At 43.0% G+C, this 21,317-nt stretch carries 14 protein-coding genes; 8 read left to right on the top strand and 6 right to left on the bottom strand.

The window, feature by feature from the left end:
• Position 1 precedes the first annotated feature (1 nt).
• Both EO98_RS01365 and EO98_RS01360 read left to right on the top strand, forming a co-directional pair.
• A complete protein-coding gene (locus tag EO98_RS01365) occupies positions 2–1,720 on the top strand; it encodes a formylmethanofuran dehydrogenase subunit A (RefSeq protein ID WP_048143081.1) in 1,719 nt (572 codons plus the stop codon).
• Positions 1,721–2,479 (top strand): formylmethanofuran dehydrogenase subunit C, encoded by a 759-nt coding sequence (locus tag EO98_RS01360; protein ID WP_048143079.1) that lies wholly within the window; start codon positions 1,721–1,723, stop codon positions 2,477–2,479. It begins immediately after the preceding gene.
• Positions 2,480–3,023: 544 nt separating this feature from the next.
• Here the strand turns inward: EO98_RS01360 and EO98_RS01350 are convergent.
• The 3 genes from EO98_RS01350 to EO98_RS01340 all read right to left on the bottom strand — a co-directional run bounded on the left by EO98_RS01350 (position 3,024) and on the right by EO98_RS01340 (position 8,390).
• Positions 3,024–3,605 (bottom strand): hypothetical protein, encoded by a 582-nt coding sequence (locus EO98_RS01350; protein ID WP_048143076.1) that lies wholly within the window; start codon positions 3,603–3,605, stop codon positions 3,024–3,026.
• 175 nt (positions 3,606–3,780) lie between these two features.
• The gene (locus tag EO98_RS01345) at positions 3,781–5,802 is read right to left on the bottom strand and encodes an S-layer protein domain-containing protein (RefSeq protein WP_048143074.1); all 2,022 of its coding nucleotides are present in this window, start codon (positions 5,800–5,802) and stop codon (positions 3,781–3,783) included.
• Between the two features lie 587 nt (positions 5,803–6,389).
• A complete protein-coding gene (locus EO98_RS01340; RefSeq protein WP_048143072.1) occupies positions 6,390–8,390 on the bottom strand; it encodes an S-layer protein domain-containing protein in 2,001 nt (666 codons plus the stop codon).
• A 1,031-nt stretch (positions 8,391–9,421) separates the two neighbouring features.
• On the opposite strand from EO98_RS01340, the gene EO98_RS01335 reads away from it, so the two are divergent.
• The 5 genes from EO98_RS01335 (at position 9,422) to EO98_RS01315 (ending at position 16,508) form a co-directional block, all read left to right on the top strand.
• Positions 9,422–9,997, top strand: coding sequence for a hypothetical protein (locus tag EO98_RS01335; RefSeq protein WP_048143070.1), 576 nt, complete (start codon positions 9,422–9,424; stop codon positions 9,995–9,997).
• A 437-nt stretch (positions 9,998–10,434) separates the two neighbouring features.
• Positions 10,435–12,078, top strand: coding sequence for a tRNA uridine(34) 5-carboxymethylaminomethyl modification radical SAM/GNAT enzyme Elp3 (locus tag EO98_RS01330; protein WP_048143068.1), 1,644 nt, complete (start codon positions 10,435–10,437; stop codon positions 12,076–12,078).
• 1,453 nt (positions 12,079–13,531) lie between these two features.
• Positions 13,532–13,927, top strand: coding sequence for a DUF1699 family protein (locus tag EO98_RS01325; protein WP_048136055.1), 396 nt, complete (start codon positions 13,532–13,534; stop codon positions 13,925–13,927).
• A 644-nt stretch (positions 13,928–14,571) separates the two neighbouring features.
• Positions 14,572–15,075 (top strand): hypothetical protein, encoded by a 504-nt coding sequence (locus EO98_RS01320; RefSeq protein ID WP_048143066.1) that lies wholly within the window; start codon positions 14,572–14,574, stop codon positions 15,073–15,075.
• Between the two features lie 32 nt (positions 15,076–15,107).
• On the top strand, positions 15,108–16,508 hold the full coding sequence (locus tag EO98_RS01315) for a DHHA1 domain-containing protein (protein WP_048143064.1): 1,401 nt from the start codon (positions 15,108–15,110) through the stop codon (positions 16,506–16,508).
• 111 nt (positions 16,509–16,619) lie between these two features.
• Here EO98_RS01315 and nrpRII read toward each other — a convergent pair whose 3' ends face one another.
• The 3 genes from nrpRII to EO98_RS01300 form a co-directional block, all read right to left on the bottom strand.
• Positions 16,620–17,378, bottom strand: coding sequence for a global nitrogen regulator NrpRII (gene nrpRII, locus EO98_RS01310; RefSeq protein WP_048143092.1), 759 nt, complete (start codon positions 17,376–17,378; stop codon positions 16,620–16,622).
• 221 nt (positions 17,379–17,599) lie between these two features.
• The gene (locus EO98_RS01305) at positions 17,600–18,340 is read right to left on the bottom strand and encodes a glucose-6-phosphate isomerase family protein (protein WP_048143061.1); all 741 of its coding nucleotides are present in this window, start codon (positions 18,338–18,340) and stop codon (positions 17,600–17,602) included.
• A gap of 229 nt (positions 18,341–18,569) precedes the next feature.
• Entirely contained in the window at positions 18,570–19,319 is a 750-nt protein-coding gene (locus EO98_RS01300) for a ribonuclease H-like domain-containing protein (RefSeq protein WP_048143059.1), read from the bottom strand.
• Positions 19,320–19,795: 476 nt separating this feature from the next.
• On the opposite strand from EO98_RS01300, the gene mdh reads away from it, so the two are divergent.
• The gene (gene mdh, locus EO98_RS01295; RefSeq protein ID WP_048143057.1) at positions 19,796–20,719 is read left to right on the top strand and encodes a malate dehydrogenase; all 924 of its coding nucleotides are present in this window, start codon (positions 19,796–19,798) and stop codon (positions 20,717–20,719) included.
• The last annotated feature ends 598 nt before the right edge of the window (positions 20,720–21,317 follow it).

The following is a 21,317-nucleotide window of genomic DNA, read 5'->3' as shown; positions in this document are numbered from 1 at the left end:
GATGTCGGAAATCCTGATTAAAAACGCCAGCGTCTGTGATCCGGCGCAGGGAATTAACTGCGAGACTATGGACATCTGCATCAGAGACGGCAAGATAGTAGACAGTGTCTCTGGAAATGCGAAGGTTATCGATGCAGAAGGCAAGCTCACCATGGCAGGGGGCTTTGACGGGCACACCCACAGTGCAGGTAAAATTAACGTGGGCCGCTTCATGAACCCCAACGATGCAAGGAAAAACCTTGTACCCGGACTTTCGGGCCAGGTTGCACGCACTGAAAAGACCAGAGCGCAGGTTGGGTACAACACCCCAAACACTTACGCAATCGGGTACAGGTATGCAAAACTCGGGTACACAACTATCTGTGAGGCTGCAATCCCCCTTCTTTCTGCAAGGCACACCCATGAGGAATTTAAGGAAATCCCTATCCTCGACAAAATGGGACTCTCACTCTTCGGAAGCAACTGGCAGGTAATGGAATACATCAGGGACAAAGAACCTGAAAAACTCGCAGCCTATATTGCCTGGGGCCTGAAAGCCTCAAGAGGCTACGGAGTAAAGATTGTAAACCCCGGAGGCGGAGAAGCCTGGGGCTGGGGCAAGAACGTAAGCGGACTCTATGACCCCGTCCCGAATTTTGATGTAACTCCTGCAGAGATTCTCATGGGCCTTGTAGAAGCCAACGAGCGCCTGCAGCTCCCTCACTCCGTACATGTGCACTGCAACAACCTTGGAAAACCCGGAAACTATGCAACCACCATAGAGACCATGAAGCTTTTTGAAAAGGTAAAGCCAAGCAGGGACAGACAGTCTCTCCACGTTACTCACGTGCAGTTCAACGCCTATGCAGGCACTTCCTGGAGGGACTTTGAGACAGGAGCCCCAATGGTTTCAGATTACATTAACGGGGCAGACCACCTTACTTTCGACCTTGGACAGGTCATCTTTGGCCCTGCAGTGACCATGACTGCAGACGGACCTGTAGAATATGCAAACTCAAGGATGCTGCATGAGAAGTGGAGCAACCAGGATGTCGAACTTGAAGACGCGTCCGGTGTAGTGCCCCTCTTCTATTCCCCAAAAAGCTTCGTAAATGCAGTTCAGTGGGCTATCGGGCTTGAGCTTGCTCTGCTCGTAAAAGACCCCTGGAAAGTCATGTTCACAACAGACAGCCCTAACGGTGGCTCTTTCGTGAACTATCCTGAAGCCTTCACCTACCTGATGAGTGCAAAGAGAAGAGCAGAGGTTATCTCAGGCTTCTCCAAGATGGCTCTTGACAGGATGGTGCTGCCGGGAATCGACAGAGAACTGGACTTCTACGAACTTGCTGTCATGACAAGGAGCATCCAGTCAAAGATATACAGCAGGCCCGAGAAAGGAAACCTGAAAGTAGGGTCAGATGCAGATATTGCAATCTATGATATCCTCCCAGGCCAGATTGACCCGACTACAGAGTACGAAAAAGTTAAGAAAGCTTTCTCAGGTACCGCATATACCCTGAAAGACGGAGTGGTCGTTGTAAAAGACGGAGAAATCGAAGCCACCCCGAAAGGCAGGATCTACTGGGTGAATGCGAAGGTCCCCGCAAACATAGACAGTGCCATGCAGAAAGATATAGACCTCAAGTTTAAGAAGTACTACACTGTGAGCAAATCCAATTACATGGTTGAGGATATGTACCTCGAGAACCCTGTTGAAATCGGCACAGAAGGGGTGTTCTAAATGCAGGTTGTAAAACTTTCCCTCAAAAAAGCAAATAAAATCCCCATTGAAGCCGATAATGTAAATCCTGACAACTTTGCAGGCAAGACCACAGAAGAGATAAAGGCGATTCCTGTCTTGTACGGAAACGGACAGTGTCCCCTCGGGGACCTCTTCAATGTAGAGGCAGAAGGCAGCGACTCCGTGGAAAACACAAAGATAGTTTTCGAAGGCGATGTCTCCAGGGTAAAGCGAATCGGGCAGAACATGAGCGCCGGAGAGATCGAGATCAACGGCAACGTGGACATGCACTGCGGCTCTGGCATGAAGGGCGGAAAGGTAGTAATCAATGGCGATGCTGACAGCTGGCTCGGTTGCGAGATGGCAGGCGGAGAGATTATTCTCAACGGAAACGCTTCCTATTACGTGGGCGCAGGTTACCGCGGAGAGTCCTGCGGCATGCGCGGAGGAAAGATTACCGTCAATGGCAATACGAAGGACTACCTCGGAGAACACATGTGCGGAGGAGAGATCCTCGTAAAAGGCGATGTAGGGCTCCTTCCCGCAATCTCAAACAACGGCGGGAAAATAGTCATTGAAGGCAAAGCAACCATGCCTGCAAGCGAAATGAAGAACGGCACAGTCATCATCAACGGTGAGGTATCCGATCTGCTTCCCTCTTACAAAGAAGAAGGGACAGAAGAAGTCGAAGGCGTTACATACCGCAAGTTCGTAGGTGATGTTAACGTTGGCGGAAAAGGCGTTTTGCTTATAAAGTGAACGACTTAAAATAAAAGTATGGCGGATAAGAGACCGAAGTAAAATAGACTCTGCGGAGTTTCTTTCTTATCCGCTTTACTACTCTTTTTGTACTCCCTTGTTAATTGGGTTGGTATTATTCCGAAATGGCCTTTTGTTGTATCTCCTTTTCCTTCTTTCCACGCGTCGCACCCTGCTTGAGCCCGCCTGCGTGCCGTAGATAAAATCAAAAGCATTAGGCATGCTGGAAACCTGATGCCAGATATCAATTGTGTATATCAACTGAGTATATCAACTGTGTAGTTAGGGATGCCCGTTCTTTTTACCCACCCGAATTGCGACTCGCCCGAATTGCGACTCGCCCGAATTGCGACTCGCCCGAATTGCGATTCGGGAGCCCGCGGTCCTTTTCGCTGCGCTCAAGAGGACTAATTTATGAGTTTTAGCAGTGAGCTTCGCTTAAAAGAGCTAATACGGACTAAGGAAAAAGAAATAAGAAAAAAGAAAAAAGAGATCAGAAAAAAGAAGGAAAAAAGCTGAAAGGTGTCAGCTCTACTGAAAGAAATCAGTATCCTGTTGCTTCTGCCAGCTGCCTGAGAGGAGCTTCTTCAGCAGTATTTCCGAAAACTATTATCACATAGTTTTCATTGCTCCAGATATAGGAGTATCTGGGAACAGTTTCTCCTCCGGATGTTATGTACTCGGTGATTTTCACAGCGGAGTGACCGTTAAAGGACTCATCCGTAAAACGGGAGCCTTCACTTAATGGGGGGAAGGAAGCCTTGTATGCAGTGATGAAATTATTTGCAGAGTCCTCATTTTCAAGCTCGATCACGTCTATATAATAGTTAGTTTCGTTAGAGTCTTTGTAGATCCCTTCGGAGACATTAAGAACCCCGGAGACATTTTCAGCTTTGTAATCGCTTTTAGTCTCATCTGTGGGAAGCAGAAGGGTATCAACGTACTCAAAGCCTGCAGGAAGGGTTTCAAGTGTACTTATTCCAGCCAGATCTTCCTCAGAAATTGCGTTTGTTTCCGGATTGTCCGAATCTGTCCCGTTAACTGCAGGGGAATTTTGATCCACGCAGCCTGAAAACGCGATCATCAAAACCGCAAACACAGATATTAAAGCTATACTTTTTTTCATGGAATTTCACCTTGATCCGTAAAACCCTGAAAAACCAGGTGGTTTAAAGAATCAGGATTTCAGAATTAAAAAGATCGTCAGAACTAAGAAGTCTGCAAATAAAAAGTTATCTGCAAAAATAAACCAAAAAAGGATTTGAAAGAGAGAAGGGCAAGAAAAACCCCTCACTCAGAATTTAGTTGTTCCTCCTGAAGAGGTAGACGATTGCAAGGAGTCCGACAATACCAAGGACAACTCCGAATCCAGGAGCGCCTTCTTCTGCAGGGGTTGTTTCGCCCTCTACTGGTTCAGTTTCTCCTGCAGTTGCTTCCTCAGTTGGTTCTTCAGTTACACCTTCACCTGGAGTTTCAGTTACGTCCTCATCAGGTTGGGTTACTCCCTCTCCGACATCGGTTTCATTCACATCAGGAAGTCCTCCGGTTTCGTTTCCTACACCGAGAATCCTCACAACAAATGGGAAGTACCTGAGTTCATTGACAGGAGTGTCACCTATTTTGAAGAACATGCCTTCAGCGATTTCCTCTTCAGAGTCCAGGGTCAGGGTGAAGGTATCTTCATTGCTGATCGTGAGGGTTGAACCGTTGATGGAAACATCGTCGAGGTTACCAAATTCGTCATCAGACTCGATGGTCATTGCGTTTGCATAGTCAATGAGCCAGAGACCTTCAATCTGGGCAATGCTGTCGACTGCACCCTGGAAGACCTGGTTGACATGCACTCTGAGGACAACGACATCGTCTTCGTCCTGGATGTCATCGAGTTCGACTTCCCAGGTGTTGGCGCCGGTATCGACTGAGATGATTTCGTCATCTACGAATTCGCCGTCTTTGGTGAATTCGAGCCAGACTTTCTTACCGTCAACATCAACCTGCCTGGCTTCGATAGCATAGCCTTCGCCGAGGTCGAGGAGTTCCCCCGTTCTGATGGTGTACTTGTCATCACTGTCAAGGACGAGCTTTGAAAGTTTGTCGGCTTTTTCGGGTTTAAGCGGGACATACTTCTGTGCGAAGAATCCTATAACAGGGTACTGGTCCCAGCCATCGGCTGCATTTTCATATTCGTAGGCAACACTCTCAATGCTTGTCTTGTAAACGAGGTCGCCCTCAGGGATCACGTTTCCGTCAATGTTGGAAACACTGAGGGATTCTGTTTCGACATTGTCGTCGATGTCATAGAAGAAGCCTGCGAAGCTGGATGCGTTCCAGGTGAAGTTACCTGCACCGAAGGAGGCTGTTCCCCCGATCACATGGACACCTGGCTCTTTGATTTCCAGCATGAGATAGAACCTGAGCACATCGGAGCTGGTGTCAGCTGTCTTGAAGGACACGTTATTAAGAATTTTGTCTGTGCTATCCCTGGTAAGGGTGATGGTGTCCTCGTTGGTAACCATGAGGGTATCTCCCATGATGGAAACATCATCTAATTCGCCAAATTCGTCATCAGATTCAATGGTTATTGCGTTTGCATAGTCAATAAGCCAGAGACCTTCAATCTGGGCAATACTGTCGACTGCACCCTGGAAGACCTGGTTGACATGCACTCTGAGGACAACAACATCGTCTTCGTCCTGGATGTCATCAAGTTCGACATCCCAGGTGTTGTCGCCGGTATCGACTGAGATGATCTCGTCATCTACGAATTCGCCGTCTTTGGTAAATTCGAGCCAGACTTTCTTACCGTCAACATCAACCTGCCTGGCTTCGATAGCATAGCCTTCGCCGAGGTCAAGGAGTTCCCCGGTTCTGATGGTGTACTTGTCATCACTGTCAAGAACGAGCTGGGCAAGTTTGTCAGCTTTGTCAGGTTTGAGTGGGATAGCCTTCCGTGCGCCGAAACCGATCATGCTATAGTTGCTCCAGCCAGCAGCCGGATTATCGTATTCGTATCCAATCGGCTGAATCGTGGTTACGTAAACGAGGCCACCCTCTCCAATGACGTTGTTTTCAGTGCCCGGAACATCGACAATGAAAACAATCTCAGTTGACACATTGTCATCAATGTCATAGTAGAATATTGGAAATCGAGAAGCATCGATTGGAAGGATTGTACCGTTGCCATATGTATCAATAATGTCGTCGATATCAGAGCCGTTGAACACTGAACTGCGGACCTCAATTACATCTTGTGCACTTGAGGCAGATGCAAATACAGTAAGAAGCATGAGAACAGCCAATGATACTGCTGCAAATCTCTTCATTTTATTGTTTCCCCCACGTGTTTGTTAAGATATATCGTATGTAAGAAGAAGTGCCAGGATCGACCGCTTAAAGGGTTTCATCCTTCTTCACCAGATCAGACTTGTCCATTTAGTCTATTCCCGAAGAGGATTTTATTCCCCTTTATCCCCCTAAATTGGATTACATAGGCATTATCATCCACGCAACCTGAAAACGCGATAATCGAAACCGCAAACACAGATATTAAAGCTGTACTTTTTTTGGCTTTGTGGAAATCCGGTGCCACATTTATATCCGGTGGATAGTATATATTAGTTATAATATATATTTCTTAATGGAAAAAACGAGGAGAAAAAACAGAATTTACCGAAGTCCTCTGTCCTAATCAGATTGTAAATTTTATGGCATTTCCGGAAAAGGAAATATCACAGGCAACGGCACATATCAAATCAAGAACAGAAAACAGATGGTTTAAAGAATCAGGATTTTAGAATTAAAAAGAATCGTCAGAACTGAGAAATCCGCAAATAAAAAGTTATCTGCAAAAAGTAAACTCAAAAAAGGATTGAAAGAGAGAAGGGTTAAGAAAACCCTTCACTCAGAAAATTTAGTTGTTTCTCCTGACGAGGTAAACAACTGCGAGGAGTCCTACAAGGCCAAGGACAACTCCGAATCCAGGAGTGTCTGCTGGTTCTTCTTCGGTCTCGGTTTCGCCAGTTACAGGTTCAGTCTCGGTTGGAGTTACGTCGCCTACTGGTTCAGTCTCGGTTGTGGTTACTTCTTCAGTATCATTGTTTTTAGGCTCGGTCTCGGATGGAGTATCATCTTCTTTTGGACCTTCGTCGCCAATGGTCTTCTCAACGTATGGGTAGTACCTGAGGTCGCTAGCAGAGGTGTCAGCGATCTTGAAGTACATGCCCTGACCAATTTCCTCTTCGGAGTCCCTGGTCAGAGTGAAGGTGTCTTCATTTTTGATGGTAAGGGTTGGACCGTTGATGGAAACATCGTCGAGGTTACCGAATTCGTCATCAGACTCGATGGTCATTGCGTTTGCGTAGTCAATGAGCCAGAGACCTTCGATCTGGGCAATGCTGTCGACTGCGCCCTGGAAGACCTGGTTGACGTGCACTCTGAGGACAACGACATCGTCTTCGTCCTGGATGTCATCAAGTTCGACTTCCCAGGTGTTGTCACCGACACCGACTGAGATGATTTCGTCATCTACGAATTCTCCGTCTTTGGTGAATTCGAGCCAGACTTTCTCACCGTCAACATCGACCTGCTTGGCTTCGATAGCATAGCCTTCGCCGAGGTCGAGGAGTTCGCCGGTTCTGATGGTGTACTTGTCGTCGCTGTCAAGGATGAGCTTTGCAAGCTTGTCAGCTTTGTCAGCGTTGAGTGGGATGTATTCTTCTGCAAAGAAGCCGATAACAGGGTACTGTCCCCAGTTTGCCTTTACATTGGAGTACTCGTAATCAACGTTCTCGATGGTGGTCGAATAAACGAGGCCGCCTTCAGGAATCACGTTTCCTTTAATACCGGAAACTTTGAGGGATTCTGTGGAGACATCGTCGTTGATGTCATAGTAGAAGCCAGCGAATTTGGTTGCATCCCAGGTGAAGTCACCTGTGCCGGAGGCTACCTGTCCTCTGAGTTCATAGGTGCCGGGCTCTGTGATTTCCTTCATGACGTAGAACCTGAGCACATTGGAGCTGGTGTCAGCGGTCTTGAAGAACATGCCCTCAGCGATTTCATCTGCGTCATCCCTGGTAAGGGTGAAGGTGTCTTCGTTGGTGATGGTAAGGGTTTTACCGTTGATTGAAACATCATTGAGTTCGCCGAATTCATCGTCAGACTCGATTGTCATTGCGTTTGCGTAGTCAATGAGCCAGAGACCTTCGATCTGGGCAATGCTGTCTACTGCGCCCTGGAAGACCTGGTTGACATGGACTCTGAGAACAACGACATCGTCTTCGTCCTGCACGTCATCAAGTTCGACTTCCCAGGTGTTAGCACCGGCACCGACTGAGATGATTTCATCATCTACAAATTCTCCGTCCTTGGAGAACTCGAGCCAGACTTTCTCACCGTCAACATCGACCTGCTTGGCTTCAATAGCATAGCCTTCGCCGAGGTCAAGGAGTTCGCCGGTTCTGATGGTGTACTTGTCATCGCTGTCAAGGACGAGCTTTGCGAGCTTGTCAGCTTTGTCAGGGTTGATCGGGATGTACTTATCTGCGAAGAAACCGATCAGGCTGTAGTTGCTCCAGCCAGCGGCTGCATTTTCATATTCGTAAGCAACATTCTGAATGGTTGTTGAGTAGACAATTCCGCCTTCTCCAATGACATTGCCTTTAGTGTCGGGTTTTGTTACAATGGAAAGGGTTTCGGTTGTCACATTATCGTCAATGTCATAGTAAAATGCTGCAAACTTGGTTGCATCGATTGTAAGGGTGCCACCAACGCCATATGTACTAATAATGTCGTTGATATCAGAGCCGTTGTACACTGGGCCACGGATCTCAATTACGTCTGCTGCACTTGCGGCGGATGCAAATACAGTGAGAAGCATGAGAACAGCCAGTGATACTGCTGCAAATCTCTTCATATTATTGTTTCCTCCATGTTTGTTAAGATATATCGTATGTAAGAAGAAGTGTCGGGATCAAACACTTAAAGGGTTTCACCATTCTTCACCAAATCAGACTTATCAATTTCGTCGATTGCCGAAGAGGATTTCATTCCCTCCTTATCCCTCTAAATTGGATTACAAGTGTTCTATAAAATAATTGCATTATTAAATCTTTTGTGGTCTATTTCAGGGGAATTGAAGAAGAAAAGCGCAAAACAACGATACAAATGACGGTAAATGTCGAAAGAACCCGGGCAGAATATTCGTCAGAGGTTAACAGAGAAGATGAAGTAGAAATACTTATAAAACACTATGGAAAAAAGGTAATGTGTTTAGAGAGGAGTAACTAAATAATTTGAAACAATACTAATTTTAAAAAATGATTATGTAAAAACACCATTTATTTGATATTTATCCATTTTGAAAACTTCTGAAATCAGGAAAAATATCGACACTTCGCACATGCCATCCTTTTCTCAACTGCATAACCTGAGCAGGGAGTGATAATTTATACAGTCTGAATACGTCCCATATTATATGTTGTCAGGCATCTTCCAAAAAGATACTAGGCTTGAAACTCTATAATAGGGTGTGCATTTTACATGTGCTCTGTTACTGAGCACATCGTCCAGCAGGAAAAAAGATCAGTTCAGAAAATAGTAAGGTAAAGCTGGCAAATCAGAGGATTATGGGTAAAAGTGAAAATAAACTTTTGAAACAATTCAGTTATTTATCGCACGGACTTTTATAATTTTTATAAAAATAAAAGCCGAAAATTGTCTATTTTACTCGGGGTATAGTATAATCATACAGAATATTAGAAATTGACGATATAATAGATGAAATATAATATAAGAAAAATATATAAAAGAAAAGAGTAGAAAATAGTCTGAAGAAAGGATGCCCTGAAAATAAGGCACCTGACATTATACAGATAACCTATATAAGATCATATTTTATACCTGAACAATGCAACATAGGATTAAAAACAACATGGGGTATCAGCTTTGGAATGTCAAGATATTATCCAGAATGTCCTCTGCAGGATTAAAGCCATCAAAGGCGTGGAAGATACATACATTTTGAATGAAGAAGATAAAGAGAAAATATTTGAGCTCGAGAAAAAAGCCGAAGGGGCGGTCTTGATGGGCATGGGAATCGGAGATAACCAGGGGATCAAAGAGGTTTTCAAACGCCAGGTAATCATAGCCTTTACAACCAACATGGACTACGTCTGGCCAGAGGGACCAAATGTCATTCTAATGCAGTATGGGGAGAAAGTAGGTGAAGATGTCTATGACCCCGAAAAACTCGAAGAATGTAAAAATTGCAAGGATATGATGGTGATGGGAAATTTTGTAATTTACAGAAATGCAGTACCAAAGCCGCAGAGCACAAAAAAAGAACCGATGACTGTTGTACTCCCTCCCCAGAGTTGTAAAGAAGTAGAATGTGTGAGCAACGTGGCTAATACCGTGCTCGCGTCCCCATCCACCCCTTCAGACGAGTACATCAGGTCTGTAATGGGCCTCAAGCCGCGGGTAGGGCAGGGGACTTTTATCATCGGATACGACATCTGCTGATCAAACTGGACCTGCGGATGGTTAGAGAAGTAAATAAAAAGGTCTGGAAAAAACAATCAAGCACACGATACAGACATGCCTGCGAGATGGTTCAGTCGTCATTATGCATGTACTATACTCAACGTTGTGTCTATAGATATAATACAATAACAATACAACAGCAAAAATTGAGTGTGCTATACAATAAAAAATGAAAATTCAAACAAACGATCTTTAGTATAAAAGATAAAGATCGAAAATTATCTTTTTTTAGAGAGGTACAGCAGCAGGTTTCAATATTTAGATAAAGCAAGTTTATTGGAAATTCAGACTAACGAAAATTTAAAAAATCCGTTAAGGGAATTCCATTACTTAGAGATCAGTCTCAAACCACTTTCATCAGAAACTGCTGCCGAAAGAAATAGCCGGGAATAAATGCCGGAAAGACGGAATATGAAATGAAGGAAGCTGATTATAACAGGGCCTGCAGAAGTGTACTTGAAAAGGTACTTGCCGGTGAAATAAAAGACGAAGTCCAGTTGAACAAAGAAAAAAAAGATGTGAGTAAGAGACATCATCTTGCCAGCCTGCCCAGAAATGGAGATATCATTATGCAGGGTACACCTGAAGAGCGGGCCCTAATAAAGGAGTTCCTCAGGCGAAAACCCGTAAGGACAATTTCCGGAGTTGCAGTAATTGCTGTAATGACCTCTCCCGCCCCATGCCCTCATGGAGTTTGTCTGCCCTGCCCGGGAGGCCCAAAATCAGCATTTAAATCCCCTCAGAGCTACATGGGAAAAGAACCTGCAGCAATGAGAGCCATTCAACACGAGTTCGACCCTTACGCCCAGGTTCAGTCCAGGCTATCTCAGCTAAGGGAGATCGGCCACGATGTGGAGAAGGTAGAGCTGATAGTTATGGGAGGCACATTTTCAGCACGCAGCCTCGACTATCAGGAATGGTTTAGCAAACGTTGCCTTGAAGCAATGAACGATCTCACAGGCGCTGAATGGAGGGAAAATGCCTGGAAGATCGGAAAATCAGTCCCTTACATTCCGCTTGAAGAGGTTCAGAAAGCTAACGAAATAGCTGATATCCGTAACGTGGGAATAACATTTGAGACACGTCCCGACTGGGCAAGAGAAGAACATGTGGACGAGTTCCTCAGGCTTGGAGGAACAAAAGTCGAGCTTGGAGTCCAGAGTGTTTATGACTTTGTCTTAACCAGAATGCAGAGAGGACATGGTGTTGCAGAAATTGTAAGGGCTAACCAAGTTTTAAGAGACAGCGCATTTAAGGTAGGCTTTCACATGATGCCCCACCTCCCGGGATCAGATTCACAACTCGACCTGAGAGGGTTTAAAAAGCTCTTTGAAGATCCGCGTTTCATGCCGGATTACCTCAAAATTTATCCAACCCTTGTAACTGAAGGCACCCCTCTGCACAGAATGTGGGAAAACGGGGAATATCAGGCACTTTCAGATGAAGAGGCTGCAGAACTTGTTGCAGACATAAAAGCTGTCCTGCCTAAATGGGTAAGACTCCAGCGCATCCAGCGTGATATTCCCGCCAATCAAATATTTGCAGGCGTCAGAAAGAGTAACCTCAGGCAGCTTGCAGAGGAAAAACTTCGGGAAAAAGGAGGCAAATGCCACTGTATACGCTGTAGGGAAGTCGGGCACAATAGCTTGAAAGGGAGAGGGATAAACGAGAAAGACATCGAGCTTACGATGGAAACTTACGAAGCCTGTAACGGTACAGAACATTTCATTGCTTTTGAGGACCTTTCGGCAGATGTCCTTATAGGTTTTACGCGTTTGCGCTTCCCGGCTACCCCCCATCGCCAGGAACTCCAGGACTCTGCCCTTATAAGAGAACTGCACGTTTACGGCTCCATGGTACCTGTAGGAAAAGGGGCAAAACAAAAGGAATGGCAGCACCGGGGCTATGGAAAAGAACTTATTGAGCACGCTGAAAAAACGGCATATGAATCCGGCTACAGGAAACTTGCAATAATCAGTGGAATAGGTGCCAGGGAATACTACCGAAAACTCGGATATACTCTTGACGGAGCTTATATGTCAAAAACTCTGAGGGGCTAAAAAGATGGCTATCTTCCACTACATGCCTTAAACTGAGTTTTCCACCGGTACTTTACACAACCTTTTGGGTTCCTGAACCTATCCAGAGTTACTGGAACCCTTGAGATTCCTGCATATAGTTGTCCTTATAGGGACTTTTTGGCACTATATTTGCTTTTCTAGCATCTATCAGAATACATCCGGGAACACCATCTTAAGCACTTACCGTTTTCTCCCCACATTATGTTTCAAGTGTCTGGCTTCCCCACTAACTATTTTTTCAACTCCCTTTATACACCGGATATTATTATAATAGATTTTTATAAAAACGGGACTTTTTATCAGCTTGCTCCTGACAGTTTATTTCAGATTTTGGGTTTAAAAAAGTAGAGTAAAGAAAAATATATAAATATTAATTTGTAAAAACATTTTAATAAAATTCAATAGGATAAATATGGAACTTTGGTTTTTTAGTTGTAGAGTAGACCAGGGTTTCGATTTGGGTCTAAAAAGTTAAGAGGAAAAAAGGGCTAAAACCTCAACAAGCAAGGCAATAAAGAGAAATTGATAAAATTGGTTATTATAACTTTTCCCTTATAATAACCACTTATATTTTAAAGATATAAGGTCTCTCAAATATAATTAATGTAAAAATATAAATAGTACTGTGTAAATAAAGTAAGTCAACTGAATAATAATATTAAAGCGCAAGTCAAAATTTCTGCGTTAGTAAAATTAAACTAACCAGAGACTAAAGAGTTCATTATAAAAAAAAATTCAGTTAAAATATCAATTTTAGAGAATGCGGGGGGTTATATAGAAAATGAAAAATATAAAAATGATTGGGGAGGAATATTCTGTTCTAAGTACCTATAAAATGAGGAAAGACAACCTATAAAAAATAATTATTAAACTGGACTCCCTGTCCAGCGCATTCGAATCTACACATTTAACAGGGAGATTTACAGAGAAATGTTAAATAGTATGGTACAATATCGTATACCCGTCTTCACGAATTGTACAAAATATTTACAAGTTATATAAAAAATATAAAGATGTCAACTTTTGGTTTTCCGAAAAATACTCTTAAAGCTTCAGAAAAAACTACGGGTCACATTTTAAGGTAAATCCGTAATATATGAACTATATAAACCTGAAAAAGAAAATAATTATAAAATGCAAAACATGAGGCAATTAAGAGATTTGGTTTCAAGAATAAATTTTTGATTAAAATAAAAATAAAAAAACATTCATAAAAAAATAAATATTATGAGACATTAACATAATAAAAAACGTAATATATCAGCTCCGAAAACCCCACTCATGTTTTGAATTTTAAAGACAAAAACAAACCCAAAATTAAACCTGAGAAACCCTAAATCAAACCTGAGAAACCTTAAATTAAACCCTAAATCAAACCCTAAATCAAACCCTAAAACAAACTCTAAAAAACCTGGAAAGAGCGGTGATAAAAATGAAAATTAGAGTTGTAAGCTCAAAAGAAGAAATTGACACTTTAAAACTCAATGAGGAAATTGTCCATCTTGCATTCAGACCATCCAACAAGGACATTTTTAAGCTCATTCTGAAGTGTCCAGAAGTAAAAGCGATCCACATCCCAAGCTCATACAAGAGAACGATTTCCAGTTCTGCACAGATGTATCTATCGATGCAGAACATTGCTTTGCTTGAGGGCGATGTGTGGGGCCACAGAAAAGACATTAACGAATATTCCGAAGTTTCCCAACATGTATTTGACCGTATAAAGGAACTGAAAGAAGAGGGAAACTCCGATGAAGACACTATAGAAAGACTTGTAAGGGAAACAAGGCTCAGCCCGGAGTTTGTAACCTTTATCATATCAAATTAAAATAAAGTTCTAAATAAGCCGATCAAAATTCTGATCGGCGTTCATTCTCCGGCAGAATTCCCTGCTTAAACTTTTTTTAAATATTCAGAGACATATCCTGAAGCAAATCCTATAAGTTCCAGAGCTGATGCAGGAAAAAATGTATCGGAAAACGTGTCTCTCGGAATTAATTAATTTAAGAGTTCCAGTCACCAGCAAGCTTTTAAAGAAAACTATCCTTCAGGATAAAAATTTCTTTTAGAAATAACAAATTAGATGTAATTAGATATTTTCTCATACAGGAACCTTATTTCATACATCAGTACATTTTAGCAACTACCAGTGATACAAGAATATTATTGATGTAGAAATATTACTGAGCCTGATATGCATTACTTTTATCAGTGCCTGACCGATAACATCTTTACTCTTACCAGAAACCTACCCTAAAACCCATATTATCTGTCTTCGGTATGCATACCTGTGCCACCAGCATTCATTATCTATTGTCCACATGCATTATAGTGCTACTGGAATTCATAATATGTTTCCCGTCTGTATCATCTTTGCTATCCGAAAGAAAATAGAAAATAAACCCGGGCATTGCCCTTATGTTTTAAATAAAAAGCTTAAGTAAAATAGAGAAAAACAGGAGAACGGATTTTATGACCGAGTTCGAACATGTGCTTGTAAACTCATTTAACGCATACATTGAGGAAAAAGGCATAAGAGCCATCTCCTACCGGCTTAAGCAACACAGGTTTACTTCTCAGTTCCTTGACGTGCTTGTAGATTCCCTTGACCCTGACCTGTACCTGGGGATCGAATGTAAAAGTATCTCTGTGGAGAAAGGAGCAAACGCACTTTACTTCACCCAGCATTTTACTGTAGACAAAAAAGGCATCCATCAAATAGACAGGATTTCAGACTACCTGAATAGATCGGGAAGGAGGGGATTCCTTGCAGTAGAGCTTCGCCTCGGGACAGGTCATGACAGGGAAGCATATATGGTCCCCTGGGAAGAGCTGGAGAAGAGTTATCATGCAAAAAATCTTAAACTAACAATACAGGAAATCCGAAATTTTCCGGAAATGAAAAGAGATGGAAAAGATTACATGATAAACCCTAAAGAATGGGGAAGAAAAAATCGCTGGGAAAAAGACAGTTAAACTGAAGCTAGCAGAGAATCTCGGAGAAAGTAATGACTGAAATTATGGAAGCATTTAGAAAAGAAGCCGGCAGGTGTGCCGAAGAGATAAGAAAACACAGGTCAGTGCATGTAGTATCTCATATAGATGCAGACGGACTGACTTCTGCAGGGATAATCTGCACAGCTCTTGAAAGGGGAAATATCGAATATACAGCACGTTTTGTAAAGCAACTCGATGAAAAAGCCCTTGACACTCTCGCAGACGAAAACCATGAGTTAATAGTTTTTACGGATCTCGGAAGCGGGATGTGCGAACATATAAAATCCCGCAGGATCAATGCTGTTGTCTCAGACCACCACCAGCCTCAGGGAACTCTGGAGTTTCACCTCAACCCACACCTTTTTGGGGCGAACGGTTCTTACGAACTGAGCGGTTCTGGAACCACTTACCTTCTGGCTTCAGCCCTCGGAAAAAACAGGGACCTTTCCTCACTTGCCATAGTAGGGGCTGTAGGGGATATGCAGCACCTGAAAATGGGGCAGCTTGTAGGAATTAACAGGGAAATTCTGGAAGAAGGAGTGAGAGGAGGGAACCTCGAATTCAAAAAAGACCTGACCCTGTTCGGAAAGCAGACCCGCCCAATCTACAAACTTCTGCAGTACTCTTCCGATCCTTACCTTCCCGGACTTACCGGAGATGAAGAAGCTTGCATAGAATTTCTTCATTCCCTGAATATTCGCCACAGTCAGGACGAGCGCTGGAGGCGCTGGATAGAACTTGAGGTTTCGGAAAAACAGAAAATTGTCTCAGGGCTTATCCAGTATTGCCTTAAATCAGGAATACCGTCATACAGGATCGAGCGCCTGATAGGCGAGGTGTACGTCCTTCTCAATGAAAAGGAAGGAACGGAAATGAGAGATGCATCAGAGTTTTCCACTCTTCTCAATGCTACTGCCCGGTACGACCATGCTGACATCGGGCTTGCAGTCTGCATGGGGGACAGGGAAAACGCCTACGAAGATGCCAAAAAACTGCTTGCTGAACACAGGCAAAACCTCGTTAACGGGCTTCTGTACGTAAAAGAAAATGGCATTACTCAGCTCAATAACATCCAGTACTTTGATGCAGGTTCGCAGATAAAGGAAACCATTGTAGGAATAATTGCAGGCATGAGTTCCACAATAGTTGAAAACAGGAATCTTCCAATTATTGCCTTTGCAAAAACAGAGGGAGGAGTTAAGGTCTCAGCAAGAGGGACGCAGGACCTGATCCGCAGAGGAGTAAACTTATCTGAAGCAATGTCAACTGTCTCGGCAGAAGTCGGCGGGGCAGGCGGCGGACACGATATTGCCGCAGGGGCAACTATTCCTGAGAACGTAAAAGAAGAGTTTGCCCGAAAGCTGGACCTTTTCATAGGAGAACAGCTTCGACGGAAAGCAAATTCAAGATAATGTAGGCTGCCCTCCGGAAATCATTCCGGAAAGCCGGATACCACGAAAAGCAAATTCAAGGCTCGGTGAATGAAGGACGGGGGTTTCTGGAATAGAGGTAATAAGCAGGTTTCAGACCAGATCTTCGATCCGGCTCATTTCCTTGAAAGAAATTAACCTTGACATTGCGCTTGTGTCTATAGGAATTCCATACTCCTGCACAACAGCCATCGGATTTGTTCCTCCAATGACAACTATTCCGAGGTGGTCTCTCTCAATAGGGACATCAAGAACTCTTGTGTTTGGTTCTCCCACTTCCAGAATTCCGCTGAAGCCTGCATCAAGAAGGTCAGAAAGGCTACTTTCAATCGCATCTCTTGCAACCATGGGAGCTTCCCTCAGGTTTGCGAGAACCTTGCCTGAACCTGTCCTGAGCATTTCAGATACGGAAGTGATTCCCTGAGACATCAGGACTTCCAGGGGATCTACAGTTGTACTTACATATGTCAGCACATCGGTAAAACGTACAGGAATTCCGTTTCGTATCTGGACAACACCGCCAAGCTTCGGATTTACAGGAATTCCTGCTTTTAGCAGTACGCCGTCAATAGTTATACTGCAAACAGTCCCGACCCCTACCTTTCCGTTTTCAATGGTCAGGTTTCCGATTGATTCCCCTTCGGAAATTACTTTTACGTAAGGGGTCACGGAAAGTCCGCTTGAGATAACCATCTTGAAGATCCCGAGCACATCGTCCAAGTCTTTTTTATCGATAAGCGAGAGATTAAGTATGACGTCTCCATCCATTTTCTTCGGATCAAATGTAGTCCTGTACATGAGATCTCTGATTCGGGATGATGTAAACTGAATACGGTATCCATTTTTTTGCATTTCAACCCTCCTGTAATTGAAAGTATTTATACCTATTATAAGTTGTGTATTAGTATGGAAGAAAAACATCCTCCCGATTGGCATCAACCCTCTGTCTGTAAGTCCCCTGCCTTAAAGGCTATAATAAAAAAAGATAAAAATAAAGGTTTCTCAGAGGAGTCTTCAGGAAAAATGTATTAGAACGTGAGCTCGTGTATATCATGAGAAACTCGGAATCCTTTTCACAACACTCCCGCTAAGAAACCCATAAAATCCTGCGGAGCCGTTAAGAATCTTAGTTTGTCAGCTCTATGCAAAAGATCATACATATTTTCTCCGGAATCAAGCCTGAGTTCATCAAAGCTCAGTGGTTTGACATAACGAATGGATGGGATATCCCTGTAAAGAGGGTTTTTGGCAAAGCCATCTTTAAGAAGGAAATAGGCAGCTCCGGAAAGTCTTTTTACAGGCTCATAGACCGAAGAGAAATCACGGCAAACCCAGTTTGCCATCTCAAGACTCTTTTCTGAAGCGTTTATTGTTACATGCCCGTACCCGGGCGGGACAAGCACCATATCTCCTGTTTCTGCTTTGATTACTGCCACATCCAGAACAATGTCCTCTTCTCCAGGCTCCACTTTCTGCAGTAGATAAGTAGCAGAACCTTCAAGCACCTGGTAAATCTCAGGATAGGAGACATCGGTTCCGGGAACCTGCGGATGGTAGTGACCTACGGTTTTAATATATTCTGACCCAAGCATTCCGGGAGGGATTCTTGTAATGTCATATCTGAGGTGGTGGGTTTTAATGTTCTCAAGATCAGCATCATTTTTGGCAAGATCCCTGAACATGTAATACATGTCTTTATTTCTTTCATCTACCCTTTCAAACCATTCCCTATCAAATACCACATCTTCCATATCGTGGAGTTTTCTTACATCCGCCACAGTGACTTTATCCCCGAACTTCAGTGTTACTGCCATTAAATTCCCCTTTGTTTCAGAGCATATAGATAACGTTCAATACCACAGCGAGCCTGTTCAATTACATACAAGATTTACATACAAGATTTTGCCATAAAAGTTAGCAGTGAATCAGTAAGGCCAAAATCCAGAACAGCAATAGGAGTGTATAAGTTATTAACTGACAATATATACATATTGCTGACATTTCTACTTTTTGGCGACATCAGGGGAGGAAAACTGCACTGTTTCACGTCTTCAAAGCTTTTTCAACCATTTTCGGGTAAGTAAGTTCAATAATAGTTTTCAGATTTACTATATCCTCCCGGTTATATTTAAGAAGCAGGTCCAGAGCTTCCCTATCGCCCTTCTCATACTTCCTCCAGAGCCGGACCGCATCAAATCCATCCATACCATCCGTATCCTCACTTCTGCAGATCCCGAGCACCTTCTCGATATTTTTGAGACCCCCGCCATACCCGATACGCCGGAGGGGATACATCAGGTCGATGTGGAGCTGCTTGAATTCGATTTCGGGAAATTCGGATTTTATGAAAGGAATATCAAAGCGGGCTCCGTTAAAGGACACGAGGAGCTTGTATTTTGAAAACTCCTCCACGATGTCATCAAGATTGATTCCCCTCACATACATTTTGGACTCATTCCCGTCATAGATTCCAACAACGGTAATCCTGTCCCTGCTGGGGGAAAGCCCTGTGGTTTCGATGTCAAAGAAAGCGACAGAGTCAGAAAACAGAGAATAAGTCCTCCAGTGTTCTGCAGAAGGGAGACGCTGTGAAAAAAAGAAGCAATCTCTTGCAGCCAGATGTCTAGAAGACATCTTTATTTCGTCACATATTCTGGTTTTCCTTGATAAAGGAATTGAGATTCTATCTTCCATTTCCAGGAACTCTTCCCAGGTATTTATTCCTGAAGCCCAGATCTTCTGCTCAAGAGCTTTTCCTACGCCCGGAATGTGAATATATGTGTTCTTTAGCATTTTTCCCCTGAACCATTGTAGGTGATCTTTAATAAAAATACTGCATGAGGACTGAAAGTGATATAGAACGCAGACAGTGGCTTTCAATAAATATAAACCCTACATTAAATGATCAGAACAGGGAAAATGTTCACTAAATAGACATAAATCCGGGTCAATTCGTTCGGACATGTATTTAAGAGTCGACCTTGCCGTACGGAATCGTTCCGGATCCACACCGACAAGGTTAATATACTTAGTCAGTGATAATATAGAGTATTCTTTATTTCTTTCGGGGGCAAAATATAAAGAGGATTTATAGAGTTCAACTTAATAAGATTGGGGAAAAAACACAAGTTCAGGACTTCTAGAAAGCCAAAAAAATAAATACTAAGATATAGTTACCACCAAACCGATTAGAAATTAAGGATCGATTTTTACAGGCAGGAGTCGAGAAAGCTTCCTGCAAATGAATCTTTTATACGGGTGTGCAAGTAATGGCTAAAATTTCCGTAATTGGTGCAGGAAATGTAGGTGCGACCACAGTCCAGCGGCTAGCTGAACTGGAACTGGGCGAAATTGTCATGACAGATATTGTGGAAGGACTACCACAGGGAAAAGCTCTTGACCTCATGCAGGCAGGAGCAATAAATGATTATGATACACAGGTAACAGGTACTAATGATTATGCAGACATTGCAGACTCTGACCTGGTGATTATTACAGCCGGGATTGCCAGAAAGCCCGGAATGAGCAGGGAAGACCTTATTAAAACCAATTCAAAAATAATAGGAGAGGTATCCCGAAATATTGCAGAGTATTCTCCGAACTCCATTGTTATAAATGTCACAAACCCACTTGACATTATAACATATGTAGCTATGAAAGCAACGGGCTTTGAGCCAAAAAAGGTCTTCGGGATGAGCGGAGTTCTTGATACAGGTCGTTTTGCAAGCTTTATAGCAGAAGAACTGAAGTGTTCGAAAAAGGATGTCGAAGCAATGGTTATAGGAGGCCACGGAGACCTTATGGTTCCCCTCCCCCAGTATACCACAATCTCGGGAGTTCCGCTTCCGGAACTGCTTCCGGATGAGACAATTGCCAGGCTTGTAGAAAGGACAGTGAATGGAGGAGCCGAAATCGTAGGACTTCTCAAACAGGGAAGTGCATTTTATGCCCCGTCTGCAGCCATTGTGCGCATGGCAGAAGCCGTGCTTAAAGATTCAAAGCGCATTCTTCCGGCGTCTGCATATCTTGAGGGACAGTATGGGCAGGAAGGGATTTACTTCGGAGTGCCCGTAAAACTGGGAGCAAATGGGATAGAAGAAATCCTGGAACTCGAACTTGATGAAAGCCAGTCTGAGATATTAAGAAAATCCTCAGAAACGATAAGAAGGGGAATCTCACAGCTAGACATATAAAAAAGAAACCAAAAAATAAACCATAAGAGGCGTAATAAACAGATCAGAGCTGAAAGGTAAGTATTAACAAAAGAAAGGTTTAACAAAAGAAAGGTTTAACAAAAGAAAAGTTTCAGTTGACGGAAAAATCAGTACATTTTTTTCGGCAGGTTTTTTAGGCAGGTTATAAGAAACTCAGAAGCCTGCCCAATTTACCAGTTTATTTCTGTTTTTAAATGTCTCTAAAAAATACAAAAACAAAGTTAATCCTTATTGATCAATTCGGAGAAGAGAAGGTGAGTTAACTACCCGCTAAATCTAAAGATTTAACGGGTTTCCTGCTAAAGCACTATGAATTTAAAGTTTCCATTCCCACGGCCAGGACAATTCGGAAAAAAATTAAATCGAGAAAAACACCACCTCTGACTAACTTAAACACGGAGTATTTATTATAGAAAACAGATTAAAAATCCTTTTTCTCAGAGAAAGGCAATAGATAATTCGTTAATCGTAAACATTAAGTTTAAGTAGAACTGTAGAATCTGGAACTATATTTTTAATAGAGAAGAGAGCTCAGTAAAACTGTAAGATATATAAGTATGTTTTTCATATAAGGTAG

This window comes from Methanosarcina sp. 2.H.T.1A.6, from assembly GCF_000979455.1.
Classification (GTDB): Archaea; Halobacteriota; Methanosarcinia; order Methanosarcinales; family Methanosarcinaceae; genus Methanosarcina.
The sequence above is the reverse complement of the archived record's forward strand: the minus strand, read 5'-3'. Positions and strand labels throughout refer to the sequence as shown.

Coding starts and splice junctions, on each gene's coding strand:
- EO98_RS01365 (WP_048143081.1), top strand. CDS start 2: ATGTCGGAAATCCTGATTAAAAACGCCAGCGTCTGTGATCCGGCGCAG.
- EO98_RS01315 (WP_048143064.1), top strand. CDS start 15,108: ATGACTGAAATTATGGAAGCATTTAGAAAAGAAGCCGGCAGGTGTGCC.
- EO98_RS01320 (WP_048143066.1), top strand. CDS start 14,572: ATGACCGAGTTCGAACATGTGCTTGTAAACTCATTTAACGCATACATT.
- EO98_RS01350 (WP_048143076.1), bottom strand. CDS start 3,605: ATGAAAAAAAGTATAGCTTTAATATCTGTGTTTGCGGTTTTGATGATC.
- EO98_RS01300 (WP_048143059.1), bottom strand. CDS start 19,319: ATGCTAAAGAACACATATATTCACATTCCGGGCGTAGGAAAAGCTCTT.
- nrpRII (WP_048143092.1), bottom strand. CDS start 17,378: ATGCAAAAAAATGGATACCGTATTCAGTTTACATCATCCCGAATCAGA.
- EO98_RS01305 (WP_048143061.1), bottom strand. CDS start 18,340: ATGGCAGTAACACTGAAGTTCGGGGATAAAGTCACTGTGGCGGATGTA.
- mdh (WP_048143057.1), top strand. CDS start 19,796: ATGGCTAAAATTTCCGTAATTGGTGCAGGAAATGTAGGTGCGACCACA.
- EO98_RS01345 (WP_048143074.1), bottom strand. CDS start 5,802: ATGAAGAGATTTGCAGCAGTATCATTGGCTGTTCTCATGCTTCTTACT.
- EO98_RS01325 (WP_048136055.1), top strand. CDS start 13,532: ATGAAAATTAGAGTTGTAAGCTCAAAAGAAGAAATTGACACTTTAAAA.
- EO98_RS01330 (WP_048143068.1), top strand. CDS start 10,435: ATGAAGGAAGCTGATTATAACAGGGCCTGCAGAAGTGTACTTGAAAAG.
- EO98_RS01340 (WP_048143072.1), bottom strand. CDS start 8,390: ATGAAGAGATTTGCAGCAGTATCACTGGCTGTTCTCATGCTTCTCACT.
- EO98_RS01360 (WP_048143079.1), top strand. CDS start 1,721: ATGCAGGTTGTAAAACTTTCCCTCAAAAAAGCAAATAAAATCCCCATT.